Here is a 26,230-nt window from a genome sequence, read left to right as displayed (position 1 = left end):
CACTTCGTTGAGTTATATAACAAAGTGACCCATACCGCACGAACTCTATGCGATATGGGTCACTTTGTTTTATTACAAGCTCGCCCCTTGGATCCAGTACCAAACAGATTCATGAGTACACACCGAACGTGTAGTTCGGCCGTCGAAAAGCAGTCATAAAACCATAGCCGTCATTGCGAATATAACTGACATCATCAGTTAGTAATTCCCAATCATTCCAAGTCTTACTCGTATAGTCTGTTGTTTTCGACTTGAAATACACATTGTTGAAGCCAACAACATTAGTATTCTCAAAGTGCTCTTGGAACGTTTCAACAATTGGCCCCCACTCTCCATAATGTGAATCTCTTTGATCAGAAAGAGTGACGTTATAGGTATAGGAATACACACGATCAAAAGAATTTGTTCTATAGTTTTTCAACCAAACAGCATTCATCCACTGTGTTGAAGACACTTGTACGGTTGTATTCTGTACTGTCACTATTTGGCGTCCTTCACCATTCACTGGTTGCGTTGTCAAATAATCACTGAGCTCGGAATAAGGCATATAAACCTGCCACCGATCAGATTCTGGCTGAGCCCAATCAAAAACTTTAAAGACTAAGGTGTCTTGCCCGAGATACGAAATAAAGGCTTCAACGCCTTTAGCCGCGCGATTAGTACTGGTCAAGTACAGATGCGAATATACATTTCCACCAACCTGAGATGGGCAGATAATGCTATACAGCAACGAGGTTCCAGAAGTAAATCCATACTGGAACTGATCTTGGAAAAAGGCTCCATATCCCACACCGCCAGGAACAGGATCCTCTGTTGCAGCACGAGCCCGTGCTGTTTTACTCAGTAACCTCGTATCAGTTGCACGGTTGCCATCAAGTTGTTGTTCAAATTCCAGATGAGTTCTATTCCGTTGCGTTATTGCCGCTGCTTTTGCTTCACGCTGCCGAATTGGCAAATACCGATCGGTTTCTACATCAAATAGATATGCAATACCGTTACTATCAACCATATCTGCAGCAGATAGGTCACGAGCTGCGCTGTCTGCAAATGCAGATGATGGCAGCATCATGCATACGAGTAGTGCAACGGATACAGGGATGGAGCGGTACTTCTTTGTATTGGCAACTTCCATGGCGGTAGCCTCCCGCCTTCAAACCTATGATGAGCACAATCATCAACTGCGCATATATCAATGCTGCGTTGGTAAGGGTTCGATGCTCATCCCCGTGTAACCCGGCCACCCCCTACAACGAGAGGCACACAACAATTTCAGACCAGCACAATCGAGACCAGCACATAAACCCGTGCAGAGTGTTGAATGCCATAATTAGCATCCAACCTCTGCCTCAACTGTAACAGAAAAATGGGCTGCAATGATTTAGGCCGTAGCTTCGATATATTCCTTATCGCTTACTGGTTCTAGCCATTCATTGCTCGTATGGGTTCCTGGAACTTCCACTGCTAGATGGGCAAACCAACTATCTGGTGCAGCACCATGCCAGTGCTTCGTATTGGCTGGTATATTGACACACGTACCAGGCAGCATCTCAATTGGATCTTGGCCCGCAATTTGTACAAAGCCTCGACCAGCGACCCCAATAAGAATTTGGCCACCACCCTGTTCTGCATGATGAATATGCCAGTTATTCCTGCAGGCCGGCTCAAACGTCACATTAAAAATATTGACTTGTTGCGTTGAAATCGGAGCCAAATAGCTTTGTCCAATAAAATACTGTGCAAATGCATCATTAGGCTCTCCTATTGGGAATAGCATCTCTGCAGCAAATCGAGCCTTCGCATCATCATCGGCCACTGCATCATTTGCACCCACACGAGGAGCTGTATCATTCCACACATCTTTGGCCATACGGAATACAGCCCATGCTTTTGGCCATCCTGCATAAAACGCAACATGAGTTATTGTTGCCACAATTTCATCTCGTGTAACGCCATGTGTTTTAGCATTCTGCAAATGATACTTCAGCGAGCTATCAGTTATACCTTGGCTCATAAGCGCAACAACCGTAATTAGACAACGTGTTTTCATATTAATTCCGGTGCTATTCCAGTTTTCTCCGAATAATACGTCATCATTAAAATGTGCGAATTGAGGCGCGAAATCACCGAGCTGATCGCGACCAGCTGTCTGTGTAACGGTCATACTATCCCTTTCTTTTATTCGATTAGTCGTTGAGATACTTCGTATAGAACTGCTCAATGTGATCAAATGGGATGTAGTCGTAGTTGTCGTACAAATCTACATGCACAGCACCAGGAATAATCATGAGTTCTTTGTTGTCACCGCGTAAACGCTTATATAAATCCTCACTAAAGTAACGAGAATGTGCTTCGCTACCATGTACCAGTAATACTGCACTTTCAATTTCTTCTGCATATGCAAGCAATGGTTGATTCAGATAGCTCTGGCAACCAATAACATTCCATCCTTCATTAGAATTCAAAGAACGTGGATGATAGCCACGAGGCGTCTTATAGTAATCGTGATACTGCTGTACAAATAGCGGAGCATCAGCTGGTACTGGATCTACAACGCCGCCTGCGCGAGCATAATCGCGAGCCGTATATTCTTGAGTACGCTGCTGAGCCATCGCACGACGCTTTGCCATACGTTGCTCTTCATTATCTTCGGCATCGAAATATCCATTAGCATTGACACGGCTCATGTCATACATCGTGGAAGCCACGGTTGCCTTAATACGAGGGTCGAGTGCAGCAGCATTCACTGCAATACCACCCCAACCACATACGCCAAGAATGCCAATCTTTTCAGCATCAACATCATCACGATTACTTAAATAATCAACAGTAGCCAAAAAATCTTCAGTATTAATATCTGGCGAAGCCATATATCGCGGTGCACCGCCAGACTCACCAGTGAATGACGGATCAAATGCCATAGTTAAGAATCCGCGTGCTGCTAACTCTTGCGCATATAAACCGCTGGATTGTTCTTTAACAGCGCCGAAAGGTCCACTCACTGCAATAGCAGCAAGTGTATTCGGGGCCTGCTTTGGCTTATACACATCAGCAGCCAGTTCAATACCATATCGGTTATGGAACGTTACTTTTGTATGAGTAACTACATCATTTTGTGGAAATACCTTGTCCCATTGCTCAGTAAGTTCGAGTTGCATAGCATGCCCCTTATCTATGAAATCTCGCATCCAATATTGCGATACAACAATTATGAAAATGTTGTTATGCTAAAGCAAATAGTTTCATTGCATAGGTATTCATGCTTTACAGGCATAGAAATGTTACTTATGCCGAACAATATCGCTCGAGTGTACTATTTCAAGGAATGCACGTGCTGCATGCGATAAATGTTGTCCTTGTTTCCAAGCAAATTCAACAGGCGATGTAACAGCAGGAGCTAATGGGCGAAATACTAAACCACTCCCCTTGTTGGTAGCAATTATTCGATCAAATGTTACGGCATAACCGACATGCTCTATGACTAGCATTGCAGCGTTATAAGCCAATGTATAAGTGCATGCAATGTTGAGATGATTGCGGATAGGATTGAGCCAAGTAGCAAGATCTCCATGGTCCAAAGTGCCTTCAGATGCAACAAGAGGAAGATCACATAAGTCCTCAACTGTTATAGATTCTTGCTGAGCCAAAGGTGCATCCTCGGGCATAATTAATCCCCAAGTATCAGTGGCTTGGAACGTTAACACTTCATAATCAGCATGCTTATGTTTGCCCATAAAGACGCCAAAATCAGCGAGTCCAAGCTCGATCCGCATAGCTACATCTTCACCATTGCCAGTATGTACAGCAAACGTTACTTCAGGATATTGTTCACGAAACTCGCGAATCAGTGCAGCAAGAGGCTGTAACGCCCAGCTCTCGCCTGCTGCAATATGAATGGTGCCAGCCAAGATTTCATCATTAGTTTTGAGTTCTTCTTCAGTATTCTGAACCAGTGACAAAATCTCTCGAGCACGACTCTGTAGATACACACCTTTATCAGTAAGCATCATTTGCCTACCTTTGCGAATAAAAAGTTGTGATCCAATTTCTCGTTCAAATTCAGCAATTTGTCGCGAAAGCGTTGGCTGCGTTATATACAACGAGCGTGCAGCCTGTGATATATTGCCTTCCTCACAAACTGCAAGAAAATAGCGTAACAGTCGTATATCCATACCCATCGCTGTATAGTCCTTCCCAGTACACATGAAATTACGCAAATCATACTGTTTGCAGTATTTATCATGTGGTGTTCTAGCAATAATCTATACAGCGACGGTCTCTATATATGCTGCACACCCATCTGAGAGCACAACAGCTGGTGTATTCCATGCCATATTGCATGCATATACACCAGCTGTTGCATAGATATTGTTAATCAGTCAATGAACGCAGCAATTGACTCTACATGCGCATGTATAGCTTCTTTCATAGCTTCCGAATCTGCAGGTTGTGGCATATCGTAGGTCACCACCGAACCCAGCCAATCCATATTGCAGTATGTGAATGAAGAGCGCATTGGTGCAATCACCTGGTCTTCAGTAATACCAACCGTAGTTTCGTCGGTATAAGCTTCGACTGGACCCCCAACGGTCATACTGAAAATAACCTTTTTGCCATCAAGCACATGACCAGTTGTTTCATAAGCCCATCCAGCGCTGAAGACTTCTTCGAACCAACGGTTCACAATCGATGGCACCGAATACCAGAACATTGGCGACTGAAGAATAATCAGATCTGCCCACTCGATTTTGCTCTGTTCAGCAGCTACATCGATGCTGAAATCTGGATACAACGTATAGAGGTCGTCAACTTGTGCGTCAGGATACTGGCGCACAAGTTCTTTGACGATCATGCGGTTGGCAATGCTCTGCTGTGGGTAGGTATGCCCCACTACAACAAGAATGTTTGTCATTGAACCAACGATAGTGAGGTTTATAGTACGACTCCCCGCTCAGCAGTTACTTTTTACGCAACTCCTTGCTGCAGTACTTACTCACTGCAGTAACTGATGACCTGCAGTAGCTGCTCACTTCTGCAGCAAGGTGTTCTTAAACGGACGCACCTGTGTGGAGTAGTCATACTTCTGCATAAAGAAATCAGGAGCCTGTTCTGGCACCACATAGTATGGCTTCTGTGGAATGGCATCAATACGAGCCATTTCATCGTCGGTGAGCTCAAAGTCGAAAATGTCGAGATTCTGCTTCATATGCTCCACCGACAACGTCTTTGGGAAGATCACATTGCCTTCCTGCATATGCCAGCGCTCAATAATCTGAGCATTCGTCTTACCGTACTTTTCTGCGAGCGCTGTGAACACGGGCATATTGAGCAGTTCTGGGTCGCCGTGGCCGAGTGGGTACCAGCCTTCGAAGACGACGCCTCGTCCGATGAGTTGTTCTTTGAAGTCGTGCTGGTTGTGGCGTGGGTTCATTTCGATTTGCATGACTTGTGGGAAGATGCTGGCGACTTCGGCGATTTCGTTGATTTTTTTGATTGGGAAGTTGGAGACGCCGATGGAGCGGACTTTGCCTTCTGCGAGCGCTTGTTCGAGTACTGGCCATGCTTCTACGTATTTGCCGTATGGGTGGTGTAACAGTAGGAGGTCTACGTAGTCGGTGCCGAGTCGTTTGAGTGAGGCGTCGATGGCTGGCATGGTTTCTTGGGTACCGTAGTCTGCTGGGTAGATTTTTGTGGTGAGGAAGATTTGGTCGCGTGGGATGCCGCTGTTGTTGATGGCTTCGCCGACTGCGACTTCGTTGAAGTAGGCGTTTGCGGTGTCTACGTGACGGTAGCCGAGTTGGAGTGCTTGTGGCAGGTGTTCACGGACTTCTTCTGACGTCATTTCGTATACGCCGTAGCCGAGTTGTGGGATTTCAACGCCGTTGGTGGTTTTGACCGTTTGCATAAAACTCCTTTGCTTTATTGCTTGGAATCTGTTTTCCACCGTAGTGACTGTTGCTTGGTGTAAGCAGAACGTGAAATCTACTTGTTTTTGGTTGTTTTGTTGTTTGGGTTCGTTAGACTCGGTGTCGTTCATCGGAGGATGCGCGGCCGCAGCTACGATTGTTTTATTTTTCTTGTTCTATACGATTGGCATGTTGTTGTTTGATCCGATTAGCGATCGTATTGGGCGTATGTGCTCTACTCGTCAAAAGCTCAGATTCAAGCCTCCTCGATGGAAAAGGCTGCCTAGTAGCAAGGCCATGTGAGCCAAATGTCTCGTAGGTCAAAACTGTGTAAATAAGAGTTGTATACATCAGCGTCTTTGTAAGTTTCGGCCTATATAACGAAAAGCTCGTTGCGTTAGATTGTTCTAGCGTAACGAGCTTTTGTTTTTAGGCTTTTACTCAGCCGAGCTGCTTGGCGATGTTTTCGTCAATCTGTTCTGGCGTTGTTGCTGGTGCGAAGCGGTCTACGACGTGGCCTTCGCGTCCGACGAGGAACTTCGTGAAGTTCCACTTAATTGCCGAGCCAAACAAGCCGTTCTGTTCTTCCTTCAAGTACTTGTACAGTGGCGCCGTGTTATCGCCGTTAACGTCGATCTTCTTGAAGCGTGGGAATGTTGTGTTGTACTTCACGGCGCAGAAGTTGTTGATTTCTTCGTCTGTGCCTGGTGCCTGATGGCCGAACTGGTCACATGGGAAGTCGAGAACAACGAAGCCGCGATCCTGGTACTTCTTGTAGAGCTCTTCTAGGCCCTTGTACTGTGGCGTGAATCCGCATCCGGTTGCCGTGTTGACGATGAGTAGTACCTTACCGCGATACTGCTCGAGTGTGGTTATTGTACCGTCCTGCTGTTCTACAGGAATTGAATAAATATCGGTCATGTTGTCCTCCGTTTGGTTGGTAATACCCACACTAAACGTCGATTCAGTGCGCAGCCTGACAGTTGCGTGCAAGAACTGACATAAACTTCAGCGAACTTCCTGTTTCGCTATGTTCTCTGTAGCTTGCTCCTTCAACAGCCATTTTCCCTGTAGTTTGCTCTTCAACAGCCGTTTTCCGTATAATTTGCAACTTCAACAACTGCATTCGAACATTTGTTCGAAAAAGTGTTTTCCCCGTATTTTCCGATACTTGAGGCACGCTCAGTTACGCTCTGATATGCTCGCTTAAGCGTTCTCCTGCTTGGGTTTCGTACATATTTTTTATACGGTTCTTCTGATTACTCAGTTTGCCTCCATGAGTATGGCAGCGGTAGAGCGGCACCGAGCATAGACGCCGCGATCATAGGAACCACTGCTTCCAGTGGGAAGCACAGTATCAACAGCAGTACTGCTGTAAATGGTTTACACATTACCGCACCCATAACTGCAGCTGCACACACACTGACACAGAACACAGCATCAGCCGACGTCAACATAGCCATCGCATAGCCAAGTGCAATACCACTAAAAATCATTGGGAAGAACTTGCCACCACGCCAACCAAACTGCAAGCACACTTGCACAATAATCGGCTTCACCAAAGCAGTAGCCAATAACGCGCCCATACCCCAGAGCGTCCACGTGGATTGCAACTCCAACGCTTGCTCCTCACCAGCAAACATTGTCAACGGTAAGGAGCAGCCCACAGCACCAAGTACTAGACCCGCAACAATGGCCTTCGTCATAGGTCTATTCCCAACAACCTTTGAAAGTCTTGCTGCACCAAAGGCAATACCGTGAGACAGCCAACCCAAAATGGCACCAGCAGCAGCAAGTGGAATCAGCCACTTCCATTCATATACGGTGAGCCTAAGCTCGCTAAATCGTGGTAAGCCTCCCATATGACCGAACCAATGATTCAATCCCATCATGGCTGCGAGCGCTGCGAGCACCGTCAGCATATATACGGTGATGCGCAATGGTTTGCCTGCAATACGTTTATGCTGGGTAACGGGTTGTCCGTCATCAAGGATCGGAACAGCTAGACCATAGAGCGGTGCTGAGAACATTGCCGCTAGTACGCCCGAAAGCCCCAATGAGGCGAGATCACGGAATTTAATACCAAGGAATCGCAGCCTATCGCCTACCCAGGTGCTTAAGCCTGCGATCACGCCAGTTAATCCTGCTTCAGGGCCGATGCTGCCGCCGAATAGTAATGGCAGTAATGCACCTACGAATGATACGAGTAAGTATCGGTATTCAAATCGACCATGTTGGCGTACATCAGCCATTACCTCATGCATGTCACGAGGAAGCCCCGGCCATCGGCGTTGGAACAAGCCTACAAGAATGCCGCCTATTGTACAGAGTACGAGTGGCCACCATGATGTGGTTAATCCTAGAGCCTGTAGCAATGTCGCCCAGAGCAGACGTATGCCCGCATTCATCAGTGCGAAGAATGCCCAGCAGCATGCACCCGCACACAAGCCAAGGAGCACAATAACAAGCGCATAGAGTAGACGCGCTGTTGTTGTATGTACGAGTCGTTTGATGCCCATAACTACCCCACTTATTGCAACGCATACGCTGGCTCAGCATGCAATGCTTAAGCCGTACTCTTCTCCTACCGAATCGGATACGTCTTCATATCCTCGGGTAACCGTTGAGCTTACCAGCATTACCCCCGTCATAGGCGCATATGCTCACGATGCCAACATGGCGATCCGTCAACATGGCAGACTGTCAATCTGGCTGCATGGCAATATGCCAGCATGCAAGATTGGACTCATGTATCAGGCTCAGTGGTACTCCCTAGGCATGAGTCGATCTAGTGTCATCAGAATTTCGCAAATGAAGTACTGACAACGGGTTCGCTAGATTGGTATGCGGCTTACAAAGTTCGTGGCGCATTGGCGCTTATAGAAACGTAAAGGATTGAGCATGTCAGCATCAGAACAAGCTGCACAGGCATCAGCAACAGAACACGAGTTGCAATCATCGCAACAGCAGTCGAAGCATTCGTCGCATCGTACCCGTCATGAGCAGGAGCGTACGTGGTATGAATGGCATGCTCGTACGCGCGCATTCCATATGGCTAACGGCGTTGGCCTGATGCTACTTGGTACGGCTATTGGTAACTTTATGCAGTTGCTGCCAGCCCAGCATAATAAGGGTTTGGAGACGATTGTTGACTGGCTTAATGAGCTGATCGGTCACGAGAGTTATGAGCTTATTCATCCCAATACGAATCCAACGCATCCTGAATCATTCCTCGTGATGATTGCGTTCATTATTATCGGTTCGTTTATGGTGCACAGCTGTAAAGAGGATTCCGAACAGTTCCATGATGCGTTCCCTCGTCTAAACTTCCGCTACTCTGCTGAGGAGCGTCGTAGCCAAATGCAGCGTCATTTGACGTGGACGCTGATTGCTGTGCTTGGTGTGCTGATCTGCTTGGGTCTGCTCTACTTCGCTCACCTTGCTAATTGGCCCGCTGATCTGATCGGCGGCCTGCAAAAGTTGAGCTTTGCGGCTGGCGCTTGGATTGTCGTTTTTGCTGGCTGCTGGTACGAACGTTGCAACCTTCGCTACTACAACGTGAATTCGATGCGTTACGCCAATATTTATGAGCTGCTGGATCATCACACCGTGAACGGTATTACCGACACAATGATTATTAAGGAAAAGCATCTGTGCGATTACGTCGTCAGCCTCGGCCGCGTCGCTACGGTCGCTGGCGTGTTAACCGTTGCTGGTTACGTGTACCTGCCAACGCTGCGTGGTTCGTGGATCTGGATCGCCGGCGCGCTCGTTACCGTGCTGAGCCTCATCGCCCGCTACATGGTGCTCCATCACGTGATTCAAAACTACGAAAAGTAACAGCATCCTCGCTTAATTCAGCCCCGTTCGGTTTGGCAGAAATAATTGAATTTTTATTTCTGTAAACCCCACGCAACGCCCCCGACCCTACTCAACTGGCGGAAACGGCTGAGCCTAGCGATACGATTACACAGTTGGACATCGAAAACCCGTTCAACTACTAAGGGAGTAGAACATGAAGCGCACGACTATTGCGCAACTTTATGCGGACAGTCAGCAGCTGGGCGGAACTACGGTTACCGTGGCAGGCTGGGTTCGTTCGATTCGAAATATGAAGAACTTCGGGTTCGTTATTTTGAATGACGGCAGTTGCTTTAACAACTTGCAGGTCGTTATGCAGAAGGACGCACTCGACAACTATGACGAGATTGCCGCACAAAATACCGGCGCTTCGCTCAAAGTAACGGGCACGCTGAAGCTGACGCCTGATGCTAAGCAGCCATTCGAAGTTGCTGCAGAAAGCATTGAGGTGCTTGGCACGTCGACGCCTGATTACCCACTGCAGAAGAAGCATGCAACGCCAGAATTCCTGCGTACGATTCAGCACATTCGTCCTCGTACGAACCTGTTCCGCGCAGTGTTCCGCATTCGTTCCGTGGCCGCAATGGCAATTCACGAGTTCTTCCAGGGCCGTGGATTCGTGTACGTTAACACGCCAATCATCACGACGAGCGATGCTGAGGGCGCCGGCGAAATGTTCCGCGTGACGACGCTCGACATTGACAACCCACCACGCAACGAAGACGGTAGCGTGGATTGGAGCAAGGACTTCTTCGGCAAGCCAGCAAGCTTGACCGTGTCGGGCCAGCTCAACGCAGAAAACTTCGCTATGGCATTCGGCGACGTGTACACGTTCGGTCCAACGTTCCGCGCTGAGGATTCGAACACGAAGCGTCACGCTGCAGAGTTCTGGATGATCGAGCCTGAGATGGCATTCGCTGATCTTGAGGACGACATGGAGCTCGCAGAAGCCATGCTCAAGTACATCATCAACAAGGTGCTCGAAACCTGCCCAGACGAGCTCAACATGCTCAACCGCTTCGTTGACAAGGGTCTGCTCGAGCGTCTGCACCACGTTGCTGAATCCGACTTCGCACGCGTCACCTACACCGACGCTATTGCAATTCTGGAACAGGCAGTGGCAGAAGGTCACAAGTTCGACTACCCAGTGTCGTGGGGCATGGATCTGCAGACCGAGCACGAGCGCTTCCTGACCGAACAGCACTTCGGCAAGCCAACGTTCGTCACCGACTACCCTGCAGGCATCAAGGCCTTCTACATGCGTATGAACGAAGACGGTCGTACGGTTGCTGCTGTCGACTGCCTCGTGCCAGGTATTGGTGAGATCATCGGTGGTTCGCAGCGTGAAGAGCGTCTTGAACTGCTCGAGAAGCGTATTGACGATCTCGGCATGAACAAGGAACAGTATCGCTACTACCTTGATCTGCGTCGCTACGGCAGCGTTGAGCACGCAGGCTTCGGACTTGGCTTTGAGCGTCTCGTCATGTACTTGACGGGCGTTGACAACATTCGCGACGTGCTGCCTCACCCACGTACTGTGGGCCACGCAGAGTTCTGATCGAATACTTACTGCGAGCGCCGCTTGAGCATTATTGCAATGCTTGAGCGGCGCTTTTGCTATTGAGGTGCTGTTGGTAGTACCACGTTGTTGGTATTGACGTGCAACGTTATGCAGATGTTCGCTCTAATTTTTTCTGATTGAATTGCAACAAGTTAAGAACAGTTAATAGGCATATTTATGTTCATTGAATATATAAAATAATATATTGTTAACATAATAATTATGGACGCCAAACGTACATATTGCTAGGATGTTCGGTGCAACACGATGCAATGATGCATCACAAACCTCGTTAATAACTATGCTGCAAGCATAGTTATAGATAAGGCTGGGATAGAAAAAGCAGGAATAACGGAATGTTCCTCCGAAGAACAGATAAACAAAGAAGTTCTGTTCACACGTATATCCCTACTGTTGCGAGGTTGATACACCACTAAGGGAGCATGATGATAACAGTACGTAAGGCGCTCATTACTCTCAGTGTCACTACGGCTATATTCATAACGAGCTGCATAGGCGGAGTCACCACAGCTATGGCAGCTGCAGAAGGGCAAGGTACCATCACTTTCGACAAGAATACCGTGACTCAAGGTGACAAAGTTTCAGGGTATCGCTTGCTTAATATCGTTTCAGAAAAAGATATCAAAGATCCAGACACTGGGAAGATTGAAACAAAATATATCTTTGCAGTAAATGACACGTACAAAGAAAACATAGTATCTGCGATTCGAACGATTGATGATACGTTTGAAGGTCGCTTGCCTGCCTACGCCATTGAGAATTCGAAAATAGTAAACTGGTTCGTTGACTCGTCTAATACCAAATATCTCAATGCTATGAACATTGATAAGTTTGCTCGGGCCTTTATGAAGTCTTCTCCAACGCCAGATACTGACTTTACGAATATTGAATTGAAGAAAAATGGCGCTGACACCAAAGATGTTCCTGTCGGCTATTATCTGATTGAACATACGACGTTGAGCGGTGAACATCCTGGAGATACGGACTTTTCATCAGAAGAAACATATGCAAAATACATGATGGACACAGTCGGTTCCAAAGGCGTAACGATTGAGCTCAAGAACAGCACCGTGACCTTGACGAAAAAGGTTAAAGATAACGAAATTGGTGTGCATAATGCATGGGATGACTCGGCTGACTATGCAATTGGCGATAAGGTTCAGTTCCAGTTGACGGGAACATTGCCAAAGCAATTTAAAAACGGCAATGTTATGCAGGGCATTCCCAATGACTATGAATATTTCGAGTACCAATTCGTCGATAACTTTGACGTTACTGACAAAGGCATGCCCATCTTTTCCCTCTATGGAGAAGATGGGACTCAACCACTTGATATGAAAGTTGAAGTGTACTCCTCACCTACTGCTACTACACCTAAAGGGGTGCTCAAACCCAATACCGATTACTCTTTGGAACACAAAATAACCGATACCCGTCAAACAGGTTTCTCCTTAAGTCTTGGTGCGAAAAAGGGTGTTCCAGCATCAGATCCAGGTCTCCAACCTAAGAGTATTCGTGACGTGCAGTCCATTAAAACTGTTGATATTCGGCAGACTGACATTATTAAAGTGACGTATAGTGCGTATCTCTTGGCTCAGGCAAAAATAGGTGCTGAAGGCAACACCAATACTGCACATTTGTTGTACGCCAATAATCCAAACACACTTGATATCGGCAAAACGCCTCAGGATTTTGCAACGGTTTTTACCTATGAATTCGACGGCAATAAAAGCTTTACCGTGGACCCAAATAAACAGGATCTCCCAACATTCGAATTATTCCGTGAGACTACTAATGAAGCAGGCAAAACCGTCTGGCAGAGTCTTGGTGAGAGTAAAGTTACTGAACACTTCGATACCAATGATCCGAAACAGTTCCTGGGATATCGTTTCGGTTGGAGAGGCATTGACGCTGGTAACTATAAGCTCGTAGAAACGTATACACCGGCAGGATTCACTCACCCAGAACATCCCGTGCTCTTCACCATCACTGCTATTCACGAAAATGATGACAACGATATACCAGTATTAAAAGATCTCAATGCTACAGTGACCAGCGATACTAACAAAATAGTCGTTGATACCATGAAAGGCACCATCAATACGGGTACCATCACTGCACAAATTCTGAATCGTGGAGGCAATGTACTCCCAGACGCGGGCGGTATAGGAACAGCCAAGTTGTATATTGCAGGCATCGGTATTATCGTGCTTGCTAGTTTCGGCATAATAGTTGCACTAAGAAAGCAACGTAACAGCTAGGTACCGTATTACTAGAAAACCCTAATAAGCAACAACCTCAGTTGTGCTGTATATTGTGCGAATAGCTCCTTAGCTCATCTATCTATGAGGCTAAGGAGCTATTCTTATACATTCATGAGCGCGTGCCAGTCTCTTTACCTTCGTCACACTGGCACATAGAACAGGCTTAGCTCAGCATAAACTCAGCACAAAGTCAGTATAAAAACAGTACAAAAGATAGGTGTACATTACCTTCAAGGTGCCGTTATGAATTCACCAGCATATTCTCAGTAACTCCATATCATGGAGCTCCGTATCGTGAAAAACACCCACACGGAACCAATACCCCCGAGTAAGCTGAAGAGTACAACCACAGAAACAAAACTCGAGCCTCAATAAGCAGGACTCAATCAGTATTCAGCACATGCGTACGCAAACCCATGCGACGCAACCACACGCTGAAACCGTGCACATACGATAACGCGAACAGTTGCGTTATAACAGACCTTGCACACTGACCGGTACCTCAGACTTATTGGCGGCCACACCAACACACCATACTGGGGAGATACGGAACATGAGCATCAACGTCCAGCCAATTAATGACCAGTCCATTAAACAGGCAAAACAAATAATTCGTAATGGTGGCCTTGTTGTTATACCAACCGATACCGTGTACTGCATCGCATGCGACCCATTTAATGAGCAAGCTGTTCACGGTATTTATGAGGCCAAGCATCGTCCAGCAGCAAAGTCACTGCAGATTGTTGTAGATGATGTTCGTGCGCTCGCTGATCTTGGTCTCGAACTGCCAAGCCCACTCGAACACTTAGCCGCACACTTCATGCCAGGAGCCTTCTCTCCTATTGCTGAAGCGAAATCAGATTCCTGTGCACTATGCACGCTACGTCACACGCCTTCAGGTAAGCGCACTCAGGGTATTCGCGTTCCTAACTTTGCTAAGTGCTTGCAGCTGTTGCGCGAAGTCGGTCCAATGGCTTGTTCAAGTGCAAACCAGTCAGGTGAAGAAAGCGCACAAAGCGTTGATCAAGCAATTGAGGCGTTTGGCGAATCAGTAGATCTGTACTTGGATGGCGGCCCAACAGCAGGTCATGTAGCTAGTACCGTTGTTGAAGCCGATCCAGCAGCAAAGAATGGTATTCGGGTCTTGCGAGAAGGATGCATTCCTACCGATGAAGTGAATAAGGCACTATAAGTTACTGATGCAGTAAGCAAAGCATTGAAGCTACTGCTGTGGTAGGTAATAGCTAATGATGTAGCGGGTACGAGCTACTGATGTAGCAGGTATGAGCCACTGCTGTAGAGAGCAAGGTCCTGCTGGCTCTAACTCGGTAAGTAATACAGAAAATGATATGAGGCCAATACGATGCATCTTCACCGTATTGGCCTCTTCGTTATATTTCAGCAGTGTGCTCGTTTGGAACTTCTATTCCGATGATTGCTGCAGAATAGCAATAGTGCTACGTAAACCTTCGTCAAGGCTGTAGGCGCTCGCCCAGCCAAGTGCATGGATCTTTGCTCCATTCAACGTGTGGTTTGGAGCTGTTTGCAGTGCATCCGATTCAGATAGCTCAGGTTTTTGTACATATGTTCCTGCTATGTGTGCAATATGCTCCGCAATTTCGGCGATGCTAGCACTCTCACCGCTGCTTGCAACATTGTATGCCTGAGCAGTTTCACCATGAACCAGTAGGAACAACAAAGCACTTGCTACATCGATTACATACGAATATGTACGTCGTGGCAGACCCGCACTATTCATAACAATATCTTGCTTTGCAAGAGCTTTGCGGAAGAACTGGGCATGTGCCTTGTTATCGGAGTCAAGCATGGTTGGCCCATATACACTACCCAATCGTGCAATAAGTGCATCCGTACCGAACTCACTTGCATATGACTGAATCAATACCTCAGCGCATCGTTTACTCTCCGGATAGCATGAACGTGGCGTGCTGAGATCTGCTGTGTACGGAGCATCTTCTTGCAGACCCTGCGGGCTAGCTATCACATTCCCATATACTTCAAATGTGGAAGTCAAGAGCATACGAGCGCCCTTGTCCTGGCAGAAATCGAGTACATGGCGCGTGCCCTCGACGTTAGTGAGCAGCGTCTGTACTGGATGTGCTTCATATAAGCTCGGTGATGCATTACTCGCCGCATGAATCACATAGTCAACGGGGTCGTCGCAATGGAGTGGATCTGCTGCATCCCATCGCATAAGCTTAATCCGCTCATCGTTGAGCAGATATTCAAATCGTTGTGTGAGACGCTCGAGGCTTCTCGAAGTTGCGATAACTCGAATACCTGTATCGGTAGCAGCCAGCACATCCACAAGGCAGGATCCAACCAAGCCAGTGGCACCAGTAACGAGCACTGTGGCGCCAGCTGGCATGGTAATTGACGCTGCAAGTTGACGAATTTGATCTCGATATAACGACGATGTTTGAATCGAGATCACTCCATCTCCTTTTGCCTAAATTTCTGCACATATTGTTCTGGATCAGAGGCCACAAGCAACGCCTTAAAAATATCAATATCATCTGGCGTTGTAAGCTTCAGATTCTTATCCGATCCCTCAGAGAAATATATTGGACGATCAATCTGCGCATAGAGTGTGCACGAAGCTACTGCCCCAGTAATGCCACGAGCCTCCGCTTCATGATGTGCATCCAGAATGTCATCTAAATAGAAGGCTTGCGGAGTTTGCGTCAATCGTAATTCATGACGCGGCACCTCTGTCTGGGAACTCAAGGCTTGCTGCTGAGGCATCTCAACAAGTGCCTGATCGCCAATATGTAATACCGCTGTTGCGCATGGTACCGAGGCGGTGGCGTTACCGTGTGTTTGGCAAACACGAATACAGTCATCAATAATCTGCTCGCTGACCATTGGACGGTTAGCATCGCAAACCAACACCATAACCTCATCCTTATGGTCGTTATGGCGCGATGCAATAGACTCTAGGCCATTTCGGATTGAAGACTGACCGTCAGCTCCTCCTCGAGTAACGTTCACCAGTTTCGAAATACCGAAGTCTTTGCCATACTGCTGCATAACATCCTGCCATCCATCAAGGCAAACCACCTCAATTTCATCAATGCCAGGATGTTTCTCGTAAGCCTCAAGCGTGTAGACGGCCATAGGCTTATCAAAAATATGTAAAAACTGCTTAGGTGTGTGATTCTTCATCCGCACCCCACGGCCACCCGCAATAATCATGGCAATAACAGTCATGATAATTCCTATTTCCTTAGTACTGAGATGGACAATATTGAGAGTATTAGATTACGAATAAATTCACAATACTTACTACTCAATTTCTGCTTTTCTTCCACCGAATGCAGTTAAATCAATCTCAACTGGCTGAAAGTGAGAATGAACACGCTGGTTTTCTGGTGGCAATGCCATGTAATCGCCATATACCTGCTTCAACCACGCATCATATTCCGCAATAGCAGAGAACGTTTCGCCCTCAAATTGCACGGGCACGAATTGGCTAAACCATCTTCGAGGCACGGTCTCTTTACGATACCCGTATGTACCGCAAAGATTAACTACAGATTTACTGTTGTTCTGGTCAAATCGATGTTGATTCCAACGATAAAGTTTTTTTGCACATCTTTCATTCGGAACAAATATTGATAACAAGCATATAATAATTCGCTTATACAATGACACATTTAACGGATATCCAGTTTTCAAATAAACAATACGACGTCCAATAACCTCTATTGCCTTATGTACAAAACACTTGATTTTAGAATCCGGCATGTTATCGAATGGAAATATATCAATAAATACTTCATGAGGTGCTGTAGCACGTGCACCAGCATTATTCTTGATAACAGTATTTCTGCAGATAACCCGAGTATTAACAAACACCATCTCTGGCGAATTTTCATAATTGATGATGGCGAACTTCTGGTCAAGTTCTTGTGGCGCGATTTCGAGGAAACGCTCGTAGTCTTTCGCCAACATGGCAATATCCATATCATCATCCCAAGGAATAAACCCCTGATGACGAACAGCACCAATTAACGAACCACCACACAACGTATAGCGAATCCCATACTTCTCACAAATACGACGAACCTCAACCGCCATCTGCAGCTGAAGCTCATGGATAATACGCAAATCATCATTTGATAATTGCACATATTCTTTTTCGCACAGATTTGATGCACTCACATGTTTCTTCAACAGTATGCCTTTCTCTGATGATCCGTGTTGCTGGTGTAAGTTTCTCTGCACTGTTACTTCTTCTTTTTCAGTAATCCAACCACGATATTTTTTGTATATTGCCACGCTTCTATGCGCAGTAGTGCTGCCGCACTGAGATACAGTGTTAAACCAAGAATTACCTGAATTGTGAATTGCAGTAATACTGGTACTGACAAGAAATTAATTGCCCACACAGCAATGCCCATCACTACCGAAAGTCCCATAAACGGCAACATGTCACGCAATTGTTCAAGGCACGAATAGTTAACAATGCGTCGTGTCATGCGAGTATTGAGGACGAATGCGATTGCAGAATATACAATCGCACTCAATGCAATGGCCACAACGCCAAATGGCAATGCAATAAATACAATTGCAGTGCCGATTATTTTCTTGCAAACCTCAAGCCATAGGAATGTATCTGCTCGGCCTACTGCCTTAATTGCATTAACGTTAGCCACCTGGATTGGTGTTGTTGCGCTGACAAAAGCATAAATCTGCAGATATGGAACAGCAGCTGCCCACTTCGGACCAAATAAGAGATCAACAATATTACCCGCGGTAACCGCTAAGCCAACAGCCATTGGCCATACGAAGAAACTACCGATCTGCAAAGAGCGCCTAGTAATTTGGCGCAAACGATCCACACTGTCTTGTGCGCGAGAAAGCACCGGCAATAAAACACTATTGAGCGAAATGTTTACATTACTAAAGATAAAGGAAGGAAGGCTACGACCTCGGTTAAAGAACGCAAGATCAACCGATGAATAGCGCTTACCAATCACAAAATCACGCAGATTCGAATACGCCGTATCGATGAGCGAGGCTGTTAAGAATTTCCAACCCATGCTCAACAAGGAACGCAGCCTATCCCACGAGAAGCACAGATGTGGTCGCCAACGTACGGTTATCCAAAGAACAGCAGTATCTATAACAGCATTGCTGATTTGCTGCGCAATCAGAGCCCAGACACCAAAGCCCATAACAGCCATTGCAATGCCTACTGCAGCAGAGCTTACAGTTCCGATTAATGTTGCCCAGAAAAATCGTTTGAACAATAAATTCTTTGCTACAAACGATTGCTGAATACTTTTCACACCAGTAATCACAAGCGTCAGACCAAGAATGCGAACCGGCCAGGTTAATTCCGGCATGTGGTAGAAATCCGAAATCAACGGAGCACTCATGAATAGCGCTGCATACAGCACTACACATGCGAAAAGATTGAAATAAAAGACACTAGAAAAATCGAGTTCATCAGCATCTTTTTTCTGAATTAGCGACGTACCAAGTCCACTATCGACAAACACAGCGAGAAGACTAGTGAATACTGTAATAATCGCAATAAGACCGAACTCACGCGGACTGAGCAATCGTGCAAGAACAATTGAGACAACGAAGGCTACAAGTTGTGCTGCTGCACGTTCCATAAAGCGCCATACCAAATTGGTAAAGGCGGTTGTTCGCATATCCTTCGTCACAATTTAGATGAAACCGTATATACCACAGCAAATCCATGATTTGTTCCAAATTCTTGCAATATGTCCATATCTTGGGCTTTTCGCAGTGGATTCATAATGATATAGTTCAAGGATTTAATTTGATCGTTGCTCTATAGAACCCTACATAAAAGGAACATATGCCAATTAAGAGGAATACACTCCATAATTCCTCCTCATCACAAAACTTCAATAACAGAAAAAGGGCATCTACCCAACCACAGCCAGGTAAATGCCCTTATCTATTGAGCCGAATTACTTCAGCTTCCTAAAGAAGGTTCAATCACTTCTCGAGCAGATCAGCCTTGACACCATCGTTGCTGCCGATGACGCCTTCCTTACCGAGCTCTGCAATCTGGTCGTCGGTGTAACCCAGCGACTTCAGAATCTCAGCGTTGTTCTCGCCGAGCTTTGGAGCGCGCTCGTAGTCTGGCGTGTAGTTCGACATCGTGAATGGCATACCGATCGTCTTGAACTTGCCACGAGAATCTTCCTGATCGATCGTAACGATCGTGCCATCGGAGTTGAGCTCAGGATCGTTCTCAATCTCGTACCAATCGCGGACTGGGCCGACAGGGACGCCTGCAGCGCCGAGCTTCTCGGTCAGTTCGTACTTGTCGTACTGCATCGTGTACTCTTCGACGCGCTTGTAGATCTCCTGCTTGTGCAGGTTACGAGCGTTTGGAGTGTTGAAGTCTGGGTTCGTCAGCCAATCCTCGAAGCCGAGAGCCTTGCAGAACAGCTCGAAGCCCTTTGGCGACTGCTGAATAACGATGTACACGTAAGCGTTTGGATCGGTCTCCCAACCCTTTGCACGGTAGGTCCAGCCAAGCACGAGGCCACCCTCTGCGTTCTCAGCACGTGGAATAGCCTTACCAAACTTGATGCCTGGGTAAGACGAGTAGTAGCTCAGCTCGTGCAGGTTGTCGAGAATCAGCTGATCACGCAGCTTAATACGCACGAGGTTCATAACAGCGTTGTGCATGGACTGGTAGACGTAGGTGCCTTCGCCAGTCTTTTCGCGCTGCATCAGAGCAGCAAGAATACCAATGAGCAGGTGCATACCGGAGTTCGAATCACCCAGAGCAGCACCGGACTGCAGTGGCTGCGTGTGGTCGCCGGTGTTCCAACCAGTGGTGGAAGCAGCGCCAGCAGCGGACTGTGCCACAGGCTCGAATGCCTTAACCTTCTCGAAGCGGGAGCCCTTGTTGAAGCCCTTCAGGGAGCCCATGATCAGACGTGGGTTCAGAGCATGGACTGCATCCCAGCCGAAACCAAGCTTCTCAACATCGCCAGGGCCAATGTTCTCGATGAACACATCAGCATCCTTGAGGAGGTCCGTCAGGATCTTCTTGCCTTCGTCGGACTTCATGTCCAGCGTCAGCGACTTCTTGTTAGCGTTGAGCTGCAGGAAGTACAGCGAGTACGAACCGTCAACGTCGTTCATCTCGTTACGGGTTGGATCGCCGCCCTTAACCTTCTCAATCTTGATAACGTCAGCGCCGAGCCATGCGAGCATCTGCGTGCAGGATGGACCAGACTGGACCTGGGTCCAATCGATGACCTTGATACCAGCGAGTGGTGCAGTATTCTTTGCGTCTGCCATGAGACCTCCTTGTAGGATTTCGATGGCTTCATATAACCGCTCGTTTATGGGAATTAGCTGAGGTTTCTGCTCACAGTCGAATATTCAGCGTATTCCCAGAAAACCTCCAGTGACCTCATACAGGCAGGCCAGATTCTCTGCACTTTTCATATTGAATTCACCCAGAAATCGACTCGTTGCTCGTCACATTAATGACCTTTTCATACGCTTAAGTACTCGCATAAGCCCGAATTCTGTTGTATACATTTTCCTATTTGCTTACTCAGCAATGGTGAACGGAACATTGAACCCCGCTTGTGTAATCGCCTCGCGTACTGCTGAGATACAGCGTTCATCCTGCGACTTCAGTGCCTCGGCATAGAGTGCATCCGCATACTCCTGCGAGGTGATGTGGTCGTCAATACGCCACTCAGACAATTCAGCCTTATGAGCCATTGCTCTCCCCCGTTCCTCATATCGTTACGTTACCTATTGCATCTTCTTAATAAAAGTAAACATCCATGCTTCCTCTTCAGGCATTGGTGTCTCGCCTTCAATTTGCAGATCATCGTCGCGCGAGAGATCAACAGCATGGAATCCGCAACTATTGATATAGAAATGCACGTTGCGCCTGTCAAAATATGGCGTGCATGTTTCCCACTCGGTCACTTTTGGATACTGCTGTTCGATCCACTGCCAGATCGTTCTGCCAATCCCCTCGCTCTGATGATCATGTCGTGCATAGAGTAGCGTCAACTCACCATGCCCCGTCTCAGGATTGACATCAACAATCGCGCCGCCAACTAACTCACTTCCCTGCATCGCTGCAAACGCGGCAGAATGTTCACGGTTCAGTGCTTCATCTATTTCAGCTTCGTTTAAAATTTCCGAGCCACTCTCACCAAACGCGGCTTCAACACCTTTTCGGAATGCATCCTGCATATCACGCTTAAAGTCCGCTAAATACTTGCTCTGCAATGGTTCGACAACTGTTATGCTCACTGTACTCACTCCACTTCCCTGAGATCTTGCTTGCTCTCATTCAACAGAGTTTTTCATATTGTTATTTCCGTAATTCCCTCAGTAACAGTTATAACTTCGTATTGCCAATACATACGTACTGAGGCAATTTGAGGATGGATACTCCCCAAGCAATTAAAAATTATGCGTTGTCGAAGTACAGAGTGCACAATTCAGTACATGTTGCACCATTCAGAACACGTTGCACCATTCAGAACATGTTGCACCATTCAGAACACGTTGCACCATTCAGAACACGTTGCACCATTCAGAACATGTTGCACCATTCAGAACATAGCCAATAAACGGAAAAGCCCCGCATGGTAATCCATGCGGGGCTTTTGCTAGCTAAGCGTTAGCGAAGTGAAACTAATTTCACTCGTTGTCGCCTGCGGTTGCAGCCGTAGCCGAAACAGCACCTGGCAGATCGGTCTTGACGCCTGGCCACACCCAGTCGGTGTAATCAGGGATATCGTAGCCGTTGTCGACAGCGAACTGGAAGGCCTCGATACGGAAGTCTTCGAGCTTCTTGATCTCATCGGCGTACTTGTCAGCGTCGATCATGCGCAGAGCCTGAGCGGTGAGCTCGTAACGATCGATGTCGTTGACGCGGACCATGTCGTAAGGCGTGGTCGTGGAGCCCTGCTCCTTGTAACCAACAACCGTGAAGTTGTCGTGGTTTGGACGATCGTAGATCAGACCGCGCACATCGTGTGCGTAGGAGTGGTATGCGAACAGGACTGGCTTGTCAGCCGTGAAGAGCTCGGTGAACTCTTCGTCGGACAGAGCCTCGTCGTTCTCCTTAGCGGACTGCAGCTTGATCAGGTCCACAACGTTGACGACCTTGAACTTCACGCCGAGCTTGTTCAGACGATCAGCAGCTGCCATGAGCTCCTGCGTAGGAACATCGCCAGCGGAAGCGAGCACGATGTCGCACTCGTCGTTGGTCTTAGCGTTCGAAGCCCACTCGAACTCGCCAGCGCCCTTAGCGACCAGCTCACGAGCTTCATCAAGCGTCGTCCAGGTAGCAGCAGGCTGCTTACCAGCAACGATAGCGTTGATCATGTTGGTGGACTTGTATGCCTTCTCAGCAATTGCCAGCAGCACGTTAGCATCGGTTGCGAAGTACAGACCGATGACGTGATCGTTGTTGAACGTCTTGTTCAGCAGCAGCGACGTGACACCTGGATCCTGGTGCGAGAAGCCGTTGTGATCCTGACGCCACACGTGCGAGGAGACGAGCAGGTTCATCGAGGAGATTGGCTTACGCCATGGGATCTCACGAACCGTAGCCTCCAGCCACTTTGCGTGCTGGTTCAGCATGGAGTCGATGACGTGGACGAAGGACTCGTAGGAGCTCCAGATGCCGTGGCGGCCGGTCAGCAGGTAACCCTCGAGGAAGCCTTCCATCTGGTGCTCGGAAAGCTGCTCGGTGACCTGGCCGGTGACAGCCATGTGCTCGTCAACGAGATCCTTGGACAGGTAGCCGTTGTCCCACTGCTTGTTGGTGACTTCGTAGGAAGCCTGCAGACGGTTCGAAGCGGTCTCATCAGGTCCGAAGATACGGAACGAATCTGGGTTGTTCTTGATGATGTCGCGGGTGTACTCGCCGAGACGACGGGTAGCCTCGAGCTGACCCCAGCCGTGGCCGAATTCCTTGACTTCCTTGACCTCGTAGTTCTCGAGCTCAGGGAGGACCAGATCCTTGCGGATCACGCCACCGTTAGCGTTAGGGTTTGCGCCGATACGCAGCTCGCCCTTTGGCATGAAGGAGACAACGTCTTCCTTCACAGCGCCGTTAGCATCGAACAGCTCTTCTGGCTTGTAGGAAGCCATCCAGTTCTTCAGAACCTCGAAGTGAGCCTCGGTGTCGCGTGCAGATGCCAGTGGCACCTGGTGAGCGCGCCAAGAGCCCTCAGTCTTCTTGCCGTCGATGAACTTAGGGCAGGTCCAGCCCTTAGGCGTACGGAAGATCAGCATTGGGTAGAACGGACGGGTCATGTCGTCCGTGTTTGCTGCTGCCTTGATATCGCAGATCTCATCGAAGATCGTCTCGAAGAGCTCAGCGAAGCGACGGTGGATCGACATGTGATCCTCGTTGTCGAAGCCAGCAACGAACTCGTATGGGTGGTAACCCATGCCGTGGAAGAACTCGTGCAGCTCTTCGTCGGAGATACGAGCCAGGATCGTTGGGTTAGCAATCTTGTAACCGTTCAGGTGCAGGATTGGCAGAACGATACCGTCGGTGCGTGGGTTCACGAGCTTGTTGGACTGCCAACCGGTAGCCAGTGGGCCCGTCTCAGCTTCACCATCACCAACAACGCAAGGCACGAACAGGCTTGGGTTGTTCATCACAGCGCCGTATGCGTGCGACAGAGCGTAACCGAGCTCGCCACCCTCGTGGATGGAGCCTGGGGTCTCTGGTGCGTAGTGCGAAGGAATACCGCCTGGGTAAGAGAACTGGCGGAAGAACTTCTGCAGGCCAGCCTCATCCTTGGTGATGTTTGGGAAGTACTCAGTGTAGGTACCGTCCAGGTAGGACTGGGACGTACCTGCAGGACCACCGTGGCCTGGGCCCATGATGAACACAGTGTTCTGCTGGTGATCAGCAATCAAACGATTGATGTGAGCCAGCAAGAAGTTCAGGCCCGGAGTGGTGCCCCAGTGACCGACGAGACGGTGCTTGACATCGTCACGGGTGAAAGGTTCCTTCATCAGCGGGTTGCTACGCAGGTAAATCTGGCCGATGGACATGTAGTTGGCTGCACGCCAGTACTTATCCATGCCTTCGATGGCTTCTTCTGAAACTGGACGGTTCAGCTTCTGCCAAGGGGTGCCAATAACAGGACTTGTCATGTGTTCTCCTGTACTTCTGCACATTTAGTGCATGTGGTTTATTTCCATTCAGGTGCGCGCCCGCTCATCTGCTCTGCAGCATGGGGGTGCACGCCCAATCGCTGAATATCGTACGGGTACTGAGCGACTTTTGGAAGAAAAATGAGTATGTGTGAGCGTAAATGTTCGCTTTATTTACACATTTGTGTAATTTAACGGTGGATTTGTGAACACTTCATGTTCCCTTTGAAAGTACCAGAAAACGGCGTTATTGCAACGGTTTGCAGTATCTCAACGTTCATTAACTGCGTTCATTTCCCTGAACGCAAACGGCGTGTTGTTATACGCTGTCATCCAAGTATTTTCAACACTTCACATGACTCTGCTCAACGTTGCACTCGCGGCATAACTGTCAATGAAGCAAAATGCTCACCCATAGACTTGGCACATATAGAGGTAGTTGTTCACTCAGCACGAGCACATACCTGCATTGTTCGATTTCTCACATTGAATTCGAGAACTCTCGTCAACAACGAAGTACATAGATAAGGAGCATGTATGCCAACGTCCCCTCAGACGCGCAGCACCGGCTGGCATCACACCCGTAATACGGAAAAGCACACACGTCGCAATGATCAAGAGGAACCTGATTATTCAGTAGTCTCGCCTATTCCTGAGCCAAAGCCACAGGATGTTTCCATTAGCATCATTGCTCACGGTCCGTATCGTGTTCACGGCGATGTTGCCGTGTATGAAGATGTGTTCCTGCACAATGAAGAGCAGACGCACATGGAATATCACCGTCAGCGCACTATTGAAACGCATCCAGATGAGCACGGTGATGTATATCTGTGCCGTTGCGGTGCTTCATCGCACAAGCCTTTCTGTGATGGCACGCATGAAAAGATCGGTTTTGATGGTACAGAAGTAGCTGATCGCGCTCCTTATGCTGAACGTGCAGAGCTCGTTGAAGGTCCAATTGTTGATCTTGGTGATGATCAGCGCTGTGCATATGCGCGCTTCTGCCACCGTCGTGACGGTGATGTGTGGAATCTGACTGAAGAAGCAGATACTGAAGAACTCGCAACTGAAGCTGTGCAGGGTTCATGGCTCTGCCCTACTGGTCGCCTTGAATCTATTAACGTCAATAATGGCAAGGTATACGAGCAGCACTTTGATCCATCTATTGTCATTATTGATGATTATGAGGAGGGCGTTGCTGGCCCATACTTCGTTCGCGGTGGTATTCCACTGATCGGTGTTGACGGTCACCGTTACGAAGATCGCAATCGTTATGCACTGTGCCGTTCTGGCTCTACTCAGAATGCTCCATTCTGTGATGCAATGCATATTAATGTGCAGTTCATGGATGACGATCCATGCTGGGATGGAGAGATTGGCCCCGTCGACGAATCATTTAACGATAATCCAACGCTGTAATGCATTAATTTGGTAATTCAATA

Annotated in this window: 21 protein-coding genes; 5 read left to right on the top strand and 16 right to left on the bottom strand. The window is 47.8% G+C overall.

From position 1 onward, the window contains the following. Positions 1 to 109 precede the first annotated feature (109 nt). The 8 genes from D2E26_RS02560 to D2E26_RS02525 all read right to left on the bottom strand — a co-directional run bounded on the left by D2E26_RS02560 (position 110) and on the right by D2E26_RS02525 (position 8,422). Positions 110 to 1,132, bottom strand: a complete 1,023-nt coding sequence (locus tag D2E26_RS02560; RefSeq protein WP_125963107.1) for a hypothetical protein — start codon at positions 1,130 to 1,132, stop codon at positions 110 to 112. A gap of 246 nt (positions 1,133 to 1,378) precedes the next feature. Continuing rightward, complete coding sequence (locus D2E26_RS02555; protein ID WP_125963106.1) at positions 1,379 to 2,161, bottom strand: carboxymuconolactone decarboxylase family protein; 783 nt, start codon at positions 2,159 to 2,161, stop codon at positions 1,379 to 1,381. 22 nt (positions 2,162 to 2,183) lie between these two features. Continuing rightward, positions 2,184 to 3,155 carry an alpha/beta hydrolase gene (locus D2E26_RS02550; protein ID WP_125963105.1) on the bottom strand — a complete coding sequence of 324 codons (972 nt, stop codon included), beginning with the start codon at positions 3,153 to 3,155 and terminating at the stop codon, positions 2,184 to 2,186. A gap of 123 nt (positions 3,156 to 3,278) precedes the next feature. Further along, positions 3,279 to 4,202: a LysR family transcriptional regulator gene (locus tag D2E26_RS02545; RefSeq protein ID WP_125963104.1), complete on the bottom strand. Its 924-nt coding sequence runs from the start codon at positions 4,200 to 4,202 to the stop codon at positions 3,279 to 3,281. 170 nt (positions 4,203 to 4,372) lie between these two features. Then, the gene (locus D2E26_RS02540; protein WP_125963103.1) at positions 4,373 to 4,909 is read right to left on the bottom strand and encodes an NAD(P)H-dependent oxidoreductase; all 537 of its coding nucleotides are present in this window, start codon (positions 4,907 to 4,909) and stop codon (positions 4,373 to 4,375) included. 114 nt (positions 4,910 to 5,023) lie between these two features. Further along, entirely contained in the window at positions 5,024 to 5,902 is an 879-nt protein-coding gene (locus tag D2E26_RS02535) for an aldo/keto reductase (RefSeq protein ID WP_164515830.1), read from the bottom strand. A gap of 442 nt (positions 5,903 to 6,344) precedes the next feature. Beyond that, on the bottom strand, positions 6,345 to 6,824 hold the full coding sequence (locus D2E26_RS02530; RefSeq protein WP_125963101.1) for a glutathione peroxidase: 480 nt from the start codon (positions 6,822 to 6,824) through the stop codon (positions 6,345 to 6,347). A 338-nt stretch (positions 6,825 to 7,162) separates the two neighbouring features. Then, a complete protein-coding gene (locus D2E26_RS02525; RefSeq protein WP_125963100.1) occupies positions 7,163 to 8,422 on the bottom strand; it encodes a chloride channel protein in 1,260 nt (419 codons plus the stop codon). 382 nt (positions 8,423 to 8,804) lie between these two features. Here D2E26_RS02525 and D2E26_RS02520 point away from each other — a divergent pair, with 382 nt between their 5' ends. From D2E26_RS02520 to D2E26_RS02505, 4 genes are all read left to right on the top strand, one after another. Continuing rightward, positions 8,805 to 9,743 (top strand): hypothetical protein, encoded by a 939-nt coding sequence (locus D2E26_RS02520; protein WP_125963099.1) that lies wholly within the window; start codon positions 8,805 to 8,807, stop codon positions 9,741 to 9,743. 175 nt (positions 9,744 to 9,918) lie between these two features. Further along, positions 9,919 to 11,322, top strand: coding sequence for an asparagine--tRNA ligase (gene asnS / locus D2E26_RS02515; protein WP_125963098.1), 1,404 nt, complete (start codon positions 9,919 to 9,921; stop codon positions 11,320 to 11,322). 536 nt (positions 11,323 to 11,858) lie between these two features. Beyond that, positions 11,859 to 13,607, top strand: a complete 1,749-nt coding sequence (locus D2E26_RS02510) for an isopeptide-forming domain-containing protein (RefSeq protein ID WP_125963097.1) — start codon at positions 11,859 to 11,861, stop codon at positions 13,605 to 13,607. Between the two features lie 556 nt (positions 13,608 to 14,163). Continuing rightward, positions 14,164 to 14,802 (top strand): L-threonylcarbamoyladenylate synthase, encoded by a 639-nt coding sequence (locus tag D2E26_RS02505; protein WP_125963096.1) that lies wholly within the window; start codon positions 14,164 to 14,166, stop codon positions 14,800 to 14,802. Between the two features lie 231 nt (positions 14,803 to 15,033). Here D2E26_RS02505 and D2E26_RS02500 read toward each other — a convergent pair whose 3' ends face one another. From D2E26_RS02500 to D2E26_RS02470, 8 genes are all read right to left on the bottom strand, one after another. Next, a complete protein-coding gene (locus D2E26_RS02500) occupies positions 15,034 to 16,065 on the bottom strand; it encodes an NAD-dependent epimerase/dehydratase family protein (RefSeq protein WP_125963095.1) in 1,032 nt (343 codons plus the stop codon). Continuing rightward, positions 16,062 to 16,841 (bottom strand): IspD/TarI family cytidylyltransferase, encoded by a 780-nt coding sequence (locus tag D2E26_RS02495; RefSeq protein ID WP_125963094.1) that lies wholly within the window; start codon positions 16,839 to 16,841, stop codon positions 16,062 to 16,064. Before D2E26_RS02495 ends, D2E26_RS02500 begins: the two co-directional genes overlap by 4 nt. A 75-nt stretch (positions 16,842 to 16,916) precedes the next feature. Further along, positions 16,917 to 17,912: a LicD family protein gene (locus tag D2E26_RS02490; RefSeq protein WP_125963093.1), complete on the bottom strand. Its 996-nt coding sequence runs from the start codon at positions 17,910 to 17,912 to the stop codon at positions 16,917 to 16,919. Beyond that, entirely contained in the window at positions 17,861 to 19,309 is a 1,449-nt protein-coding gene (locus D2E26_RS02485) for a lipopolysaccharide biosynthesis protein (RefSeq protein WP_206432057.1), read from the bottom strand. Before D2E26_RS02485 ends, D2E26_RS02490 begins: the two co-directional genes overlap by 52 nt. A 301-nt stretch (positions 19,310 to 19,610) precedes the next feature. Further along, positions 19,611 to 20,933, bottom strand: coding sequence for a formyl-CoA transferase (frc, locus tag D2E26_RS02480; protein ID WP_125963092.1), 1,323 nt, complete (start codon positions 20,931 to 20,933; stop codon positions 19,611 to 19,613). Positions 20,934 to 21,191: 258 nt separating this feature from the next. Further along, complete coding sequence (locus tag D2E26_RS07460) at positions 21,192 to 21,368, bottom strand: hypothetical protein (protein WP_164515829.1); 177 nt, start codon at positions 21,366 to 21,368, stop codon at positions 21,192 to 21,194. 33 nt (positions 21,369 to 21,401) lie between these two features. Next, complete coding sequence (locus D2E26_RS02475; RefSeq protein WP_125963091.1) at positions 21,402 to 21,923, bottom strand: GNAT family N-acetyltransferase; 522 nt, start codon at positions 21,921 to 21,923, stop codon at positions 21,402 to 21,404. A gap of 384 nt (positions 21,924 to 22,307) precedes the next feature. Further along, a complete protein-coding gene (locus tag D2E26_RS02470; protein WP_125963090.1) occupies positions 22,308 to 24,788 on the bottom strand; it encodes a phosphoketolase in 2,481 nt (826 codons plus the stop codon). Between the two features lie 537 nt (positions 24,789 to 25,325). Between D2E26_RS02470 and D2E26_RS02465 the strand changes: the two genes are divergently transcribed. Then, the gene (locus tag D2E26_RS02465) at positions 25,326 to 26,207 is read left to right on the top strand and encodes a CDGSH iron-sulfur domain-containing protein (RefSeq protein ID WP_125963089.1); all 882 of its coding nucleotides are present in this window, start codon (positions 25,326 to 25,328) and stop codon (positions 26,205 to 26,207) included. Positions 26,208 to 26,230: the final 23 nt, after the last annotated feature.

Source organism: Bifidobacterium dolichotidis (assembly GCF_003951975.1).
In the GTDB taxonomy this organism is placed as follows: Bacteria; Actinomycetota; Actinomycetes; order Actinomycetales; family Bifidobacteriaceae; genus Bifidobacterium; species Bifidobacterium dolichotidis.
Note: the sequence above shows the minus strand (reverse complement) of the source record. Positions and strands in the feature narration are given on the sequence as shown.

What these genes read in the sequence shown, in the direction of transcription:
- D2E26_RS02560 (WP_125963107.1), bottom strand. Translation starts at nt 1,132, where the DNA reads ATGGAAGTTGCCAATACAAAGAAGTACCGCTCCATCCCTGTATCCGTT.
- D2E26_RS02555 (WP_125963106.1), bottom strand. Translation starts at nt 2,161, where the DNA reads ATGACCGTTACACAGACAGCTGGTCGCGATCAGCTCGGTGATTTCGCG.
- D2E26_RS02550 (WP_125963105.1), bottom strand. Translation starts at nt 3,155, where the DNA reads ATGCAACTCGAACTTACTGAGCAATGGGACAAGGTATTTCCACAAAAT.
- D2E26_RS02545 (WP_125963104.1), bottom strand. Translation starts at nt 4,202, where the DNA reads ATGTGTACTGGGAAGGACTATACAGCGATGGGTATGGATATACGACTG.
- D2E26_RS02540 (WP_125963103.1), bottom strand. Translation starts at nt 4,909, where the DNA reads ATGACAAACATTCTTGTTGTAGTGGGGCATACCTACCCACAGCAGAGC.
- D2E26_RS02535 (WP_164515830.1), bottom strand. Translation starts at nt 5,902, where the DNA reads ATGCAAACGGTCAAAACCACCAACGGCGTTGAAATCCCACAACTCGGC.
- D2E26_RS02530 (WP_125963101.1), bottom strand. Translation starts at nt 6,824, where the DNA reads ATGACCGATATTTATTCAATTCCTGTAGAACAGCAGGACGGTACAATA.
- D2E26_RS02525 (WP_125963100.1), bottom strand. Translation starts at nt 8,422, where the DNA reads ATGGGCATCAAACGACTCGTACATACAACAACAGCGCGTCTACTCTAT.
- D2E26_RS02520 (WP_125963099.1), top strand. Translation starts at nt 8,805, where the DNA reads ATGTCAGCATCAGAACAAGCTGCACAGGCATCAGCAACAGAACACGAG.
- asnS (WP_125963098.1), top strand. Translation starts at nt 9,919, where the DNA reads ATGAAGCGCACGACTATTGCGCAACTTTATGCGGACAGTCAGCAGCTG.
- D2E26_RS02510 (WP_125963097.1), top strand. Translation starts at nt 11,859, where the DNA reads ATGGCAGCTGCAGAAGGGCAAGGTACCATCACTTTCGACAAGAATACC.
- D2E26_RS02505 (WP_125963096.1), top strand. Translation starts at nt 14,164, where the DNA reads ATGAGCATCAACGTCCAGCCAATTAATGACCAGTCCATTAAACAGGCA.
- D2E26_RS02495 (WP_125963094.1), bottom strand. Translation starts at nt 16,841, where the DNA reads ATGACTGTTATTGCCATGATTATTGCGGGTGGCCGTGGGGTGCGGATG.
- frc (WP_125963092.1), bottom strand. Translation starts at nt 20,933, where the DNA reads ATGGCAGACGCAAAGAATACTGCACCACTCGCTGGTATCAAGGTCATC.
- D2E26_RS07460 (WP_164515829.1), bottom strand. Translation starts at nt 21,368, where the DNA reads ATGGCTCATAAGGCTGAATTGTCTGAGTGGCGTATTGACGACCACATC.
- D2E26_RS02470 (WP_125963090.1), bottom strand. Translation starts at nt 24,788, where the DNA reads ATGACAAGTCCTGTTATTGGCACCCCTTGGCAGAAGCTGAACCGTCCA.
- D2E26_RS02465 (WP_125963089.1), top strand. Translation starts at nt 25,326, where the DNA reads ATGCCAACGTCCCCTCAGACGCGCAGCACCGGCTGGCATCACACCCGT.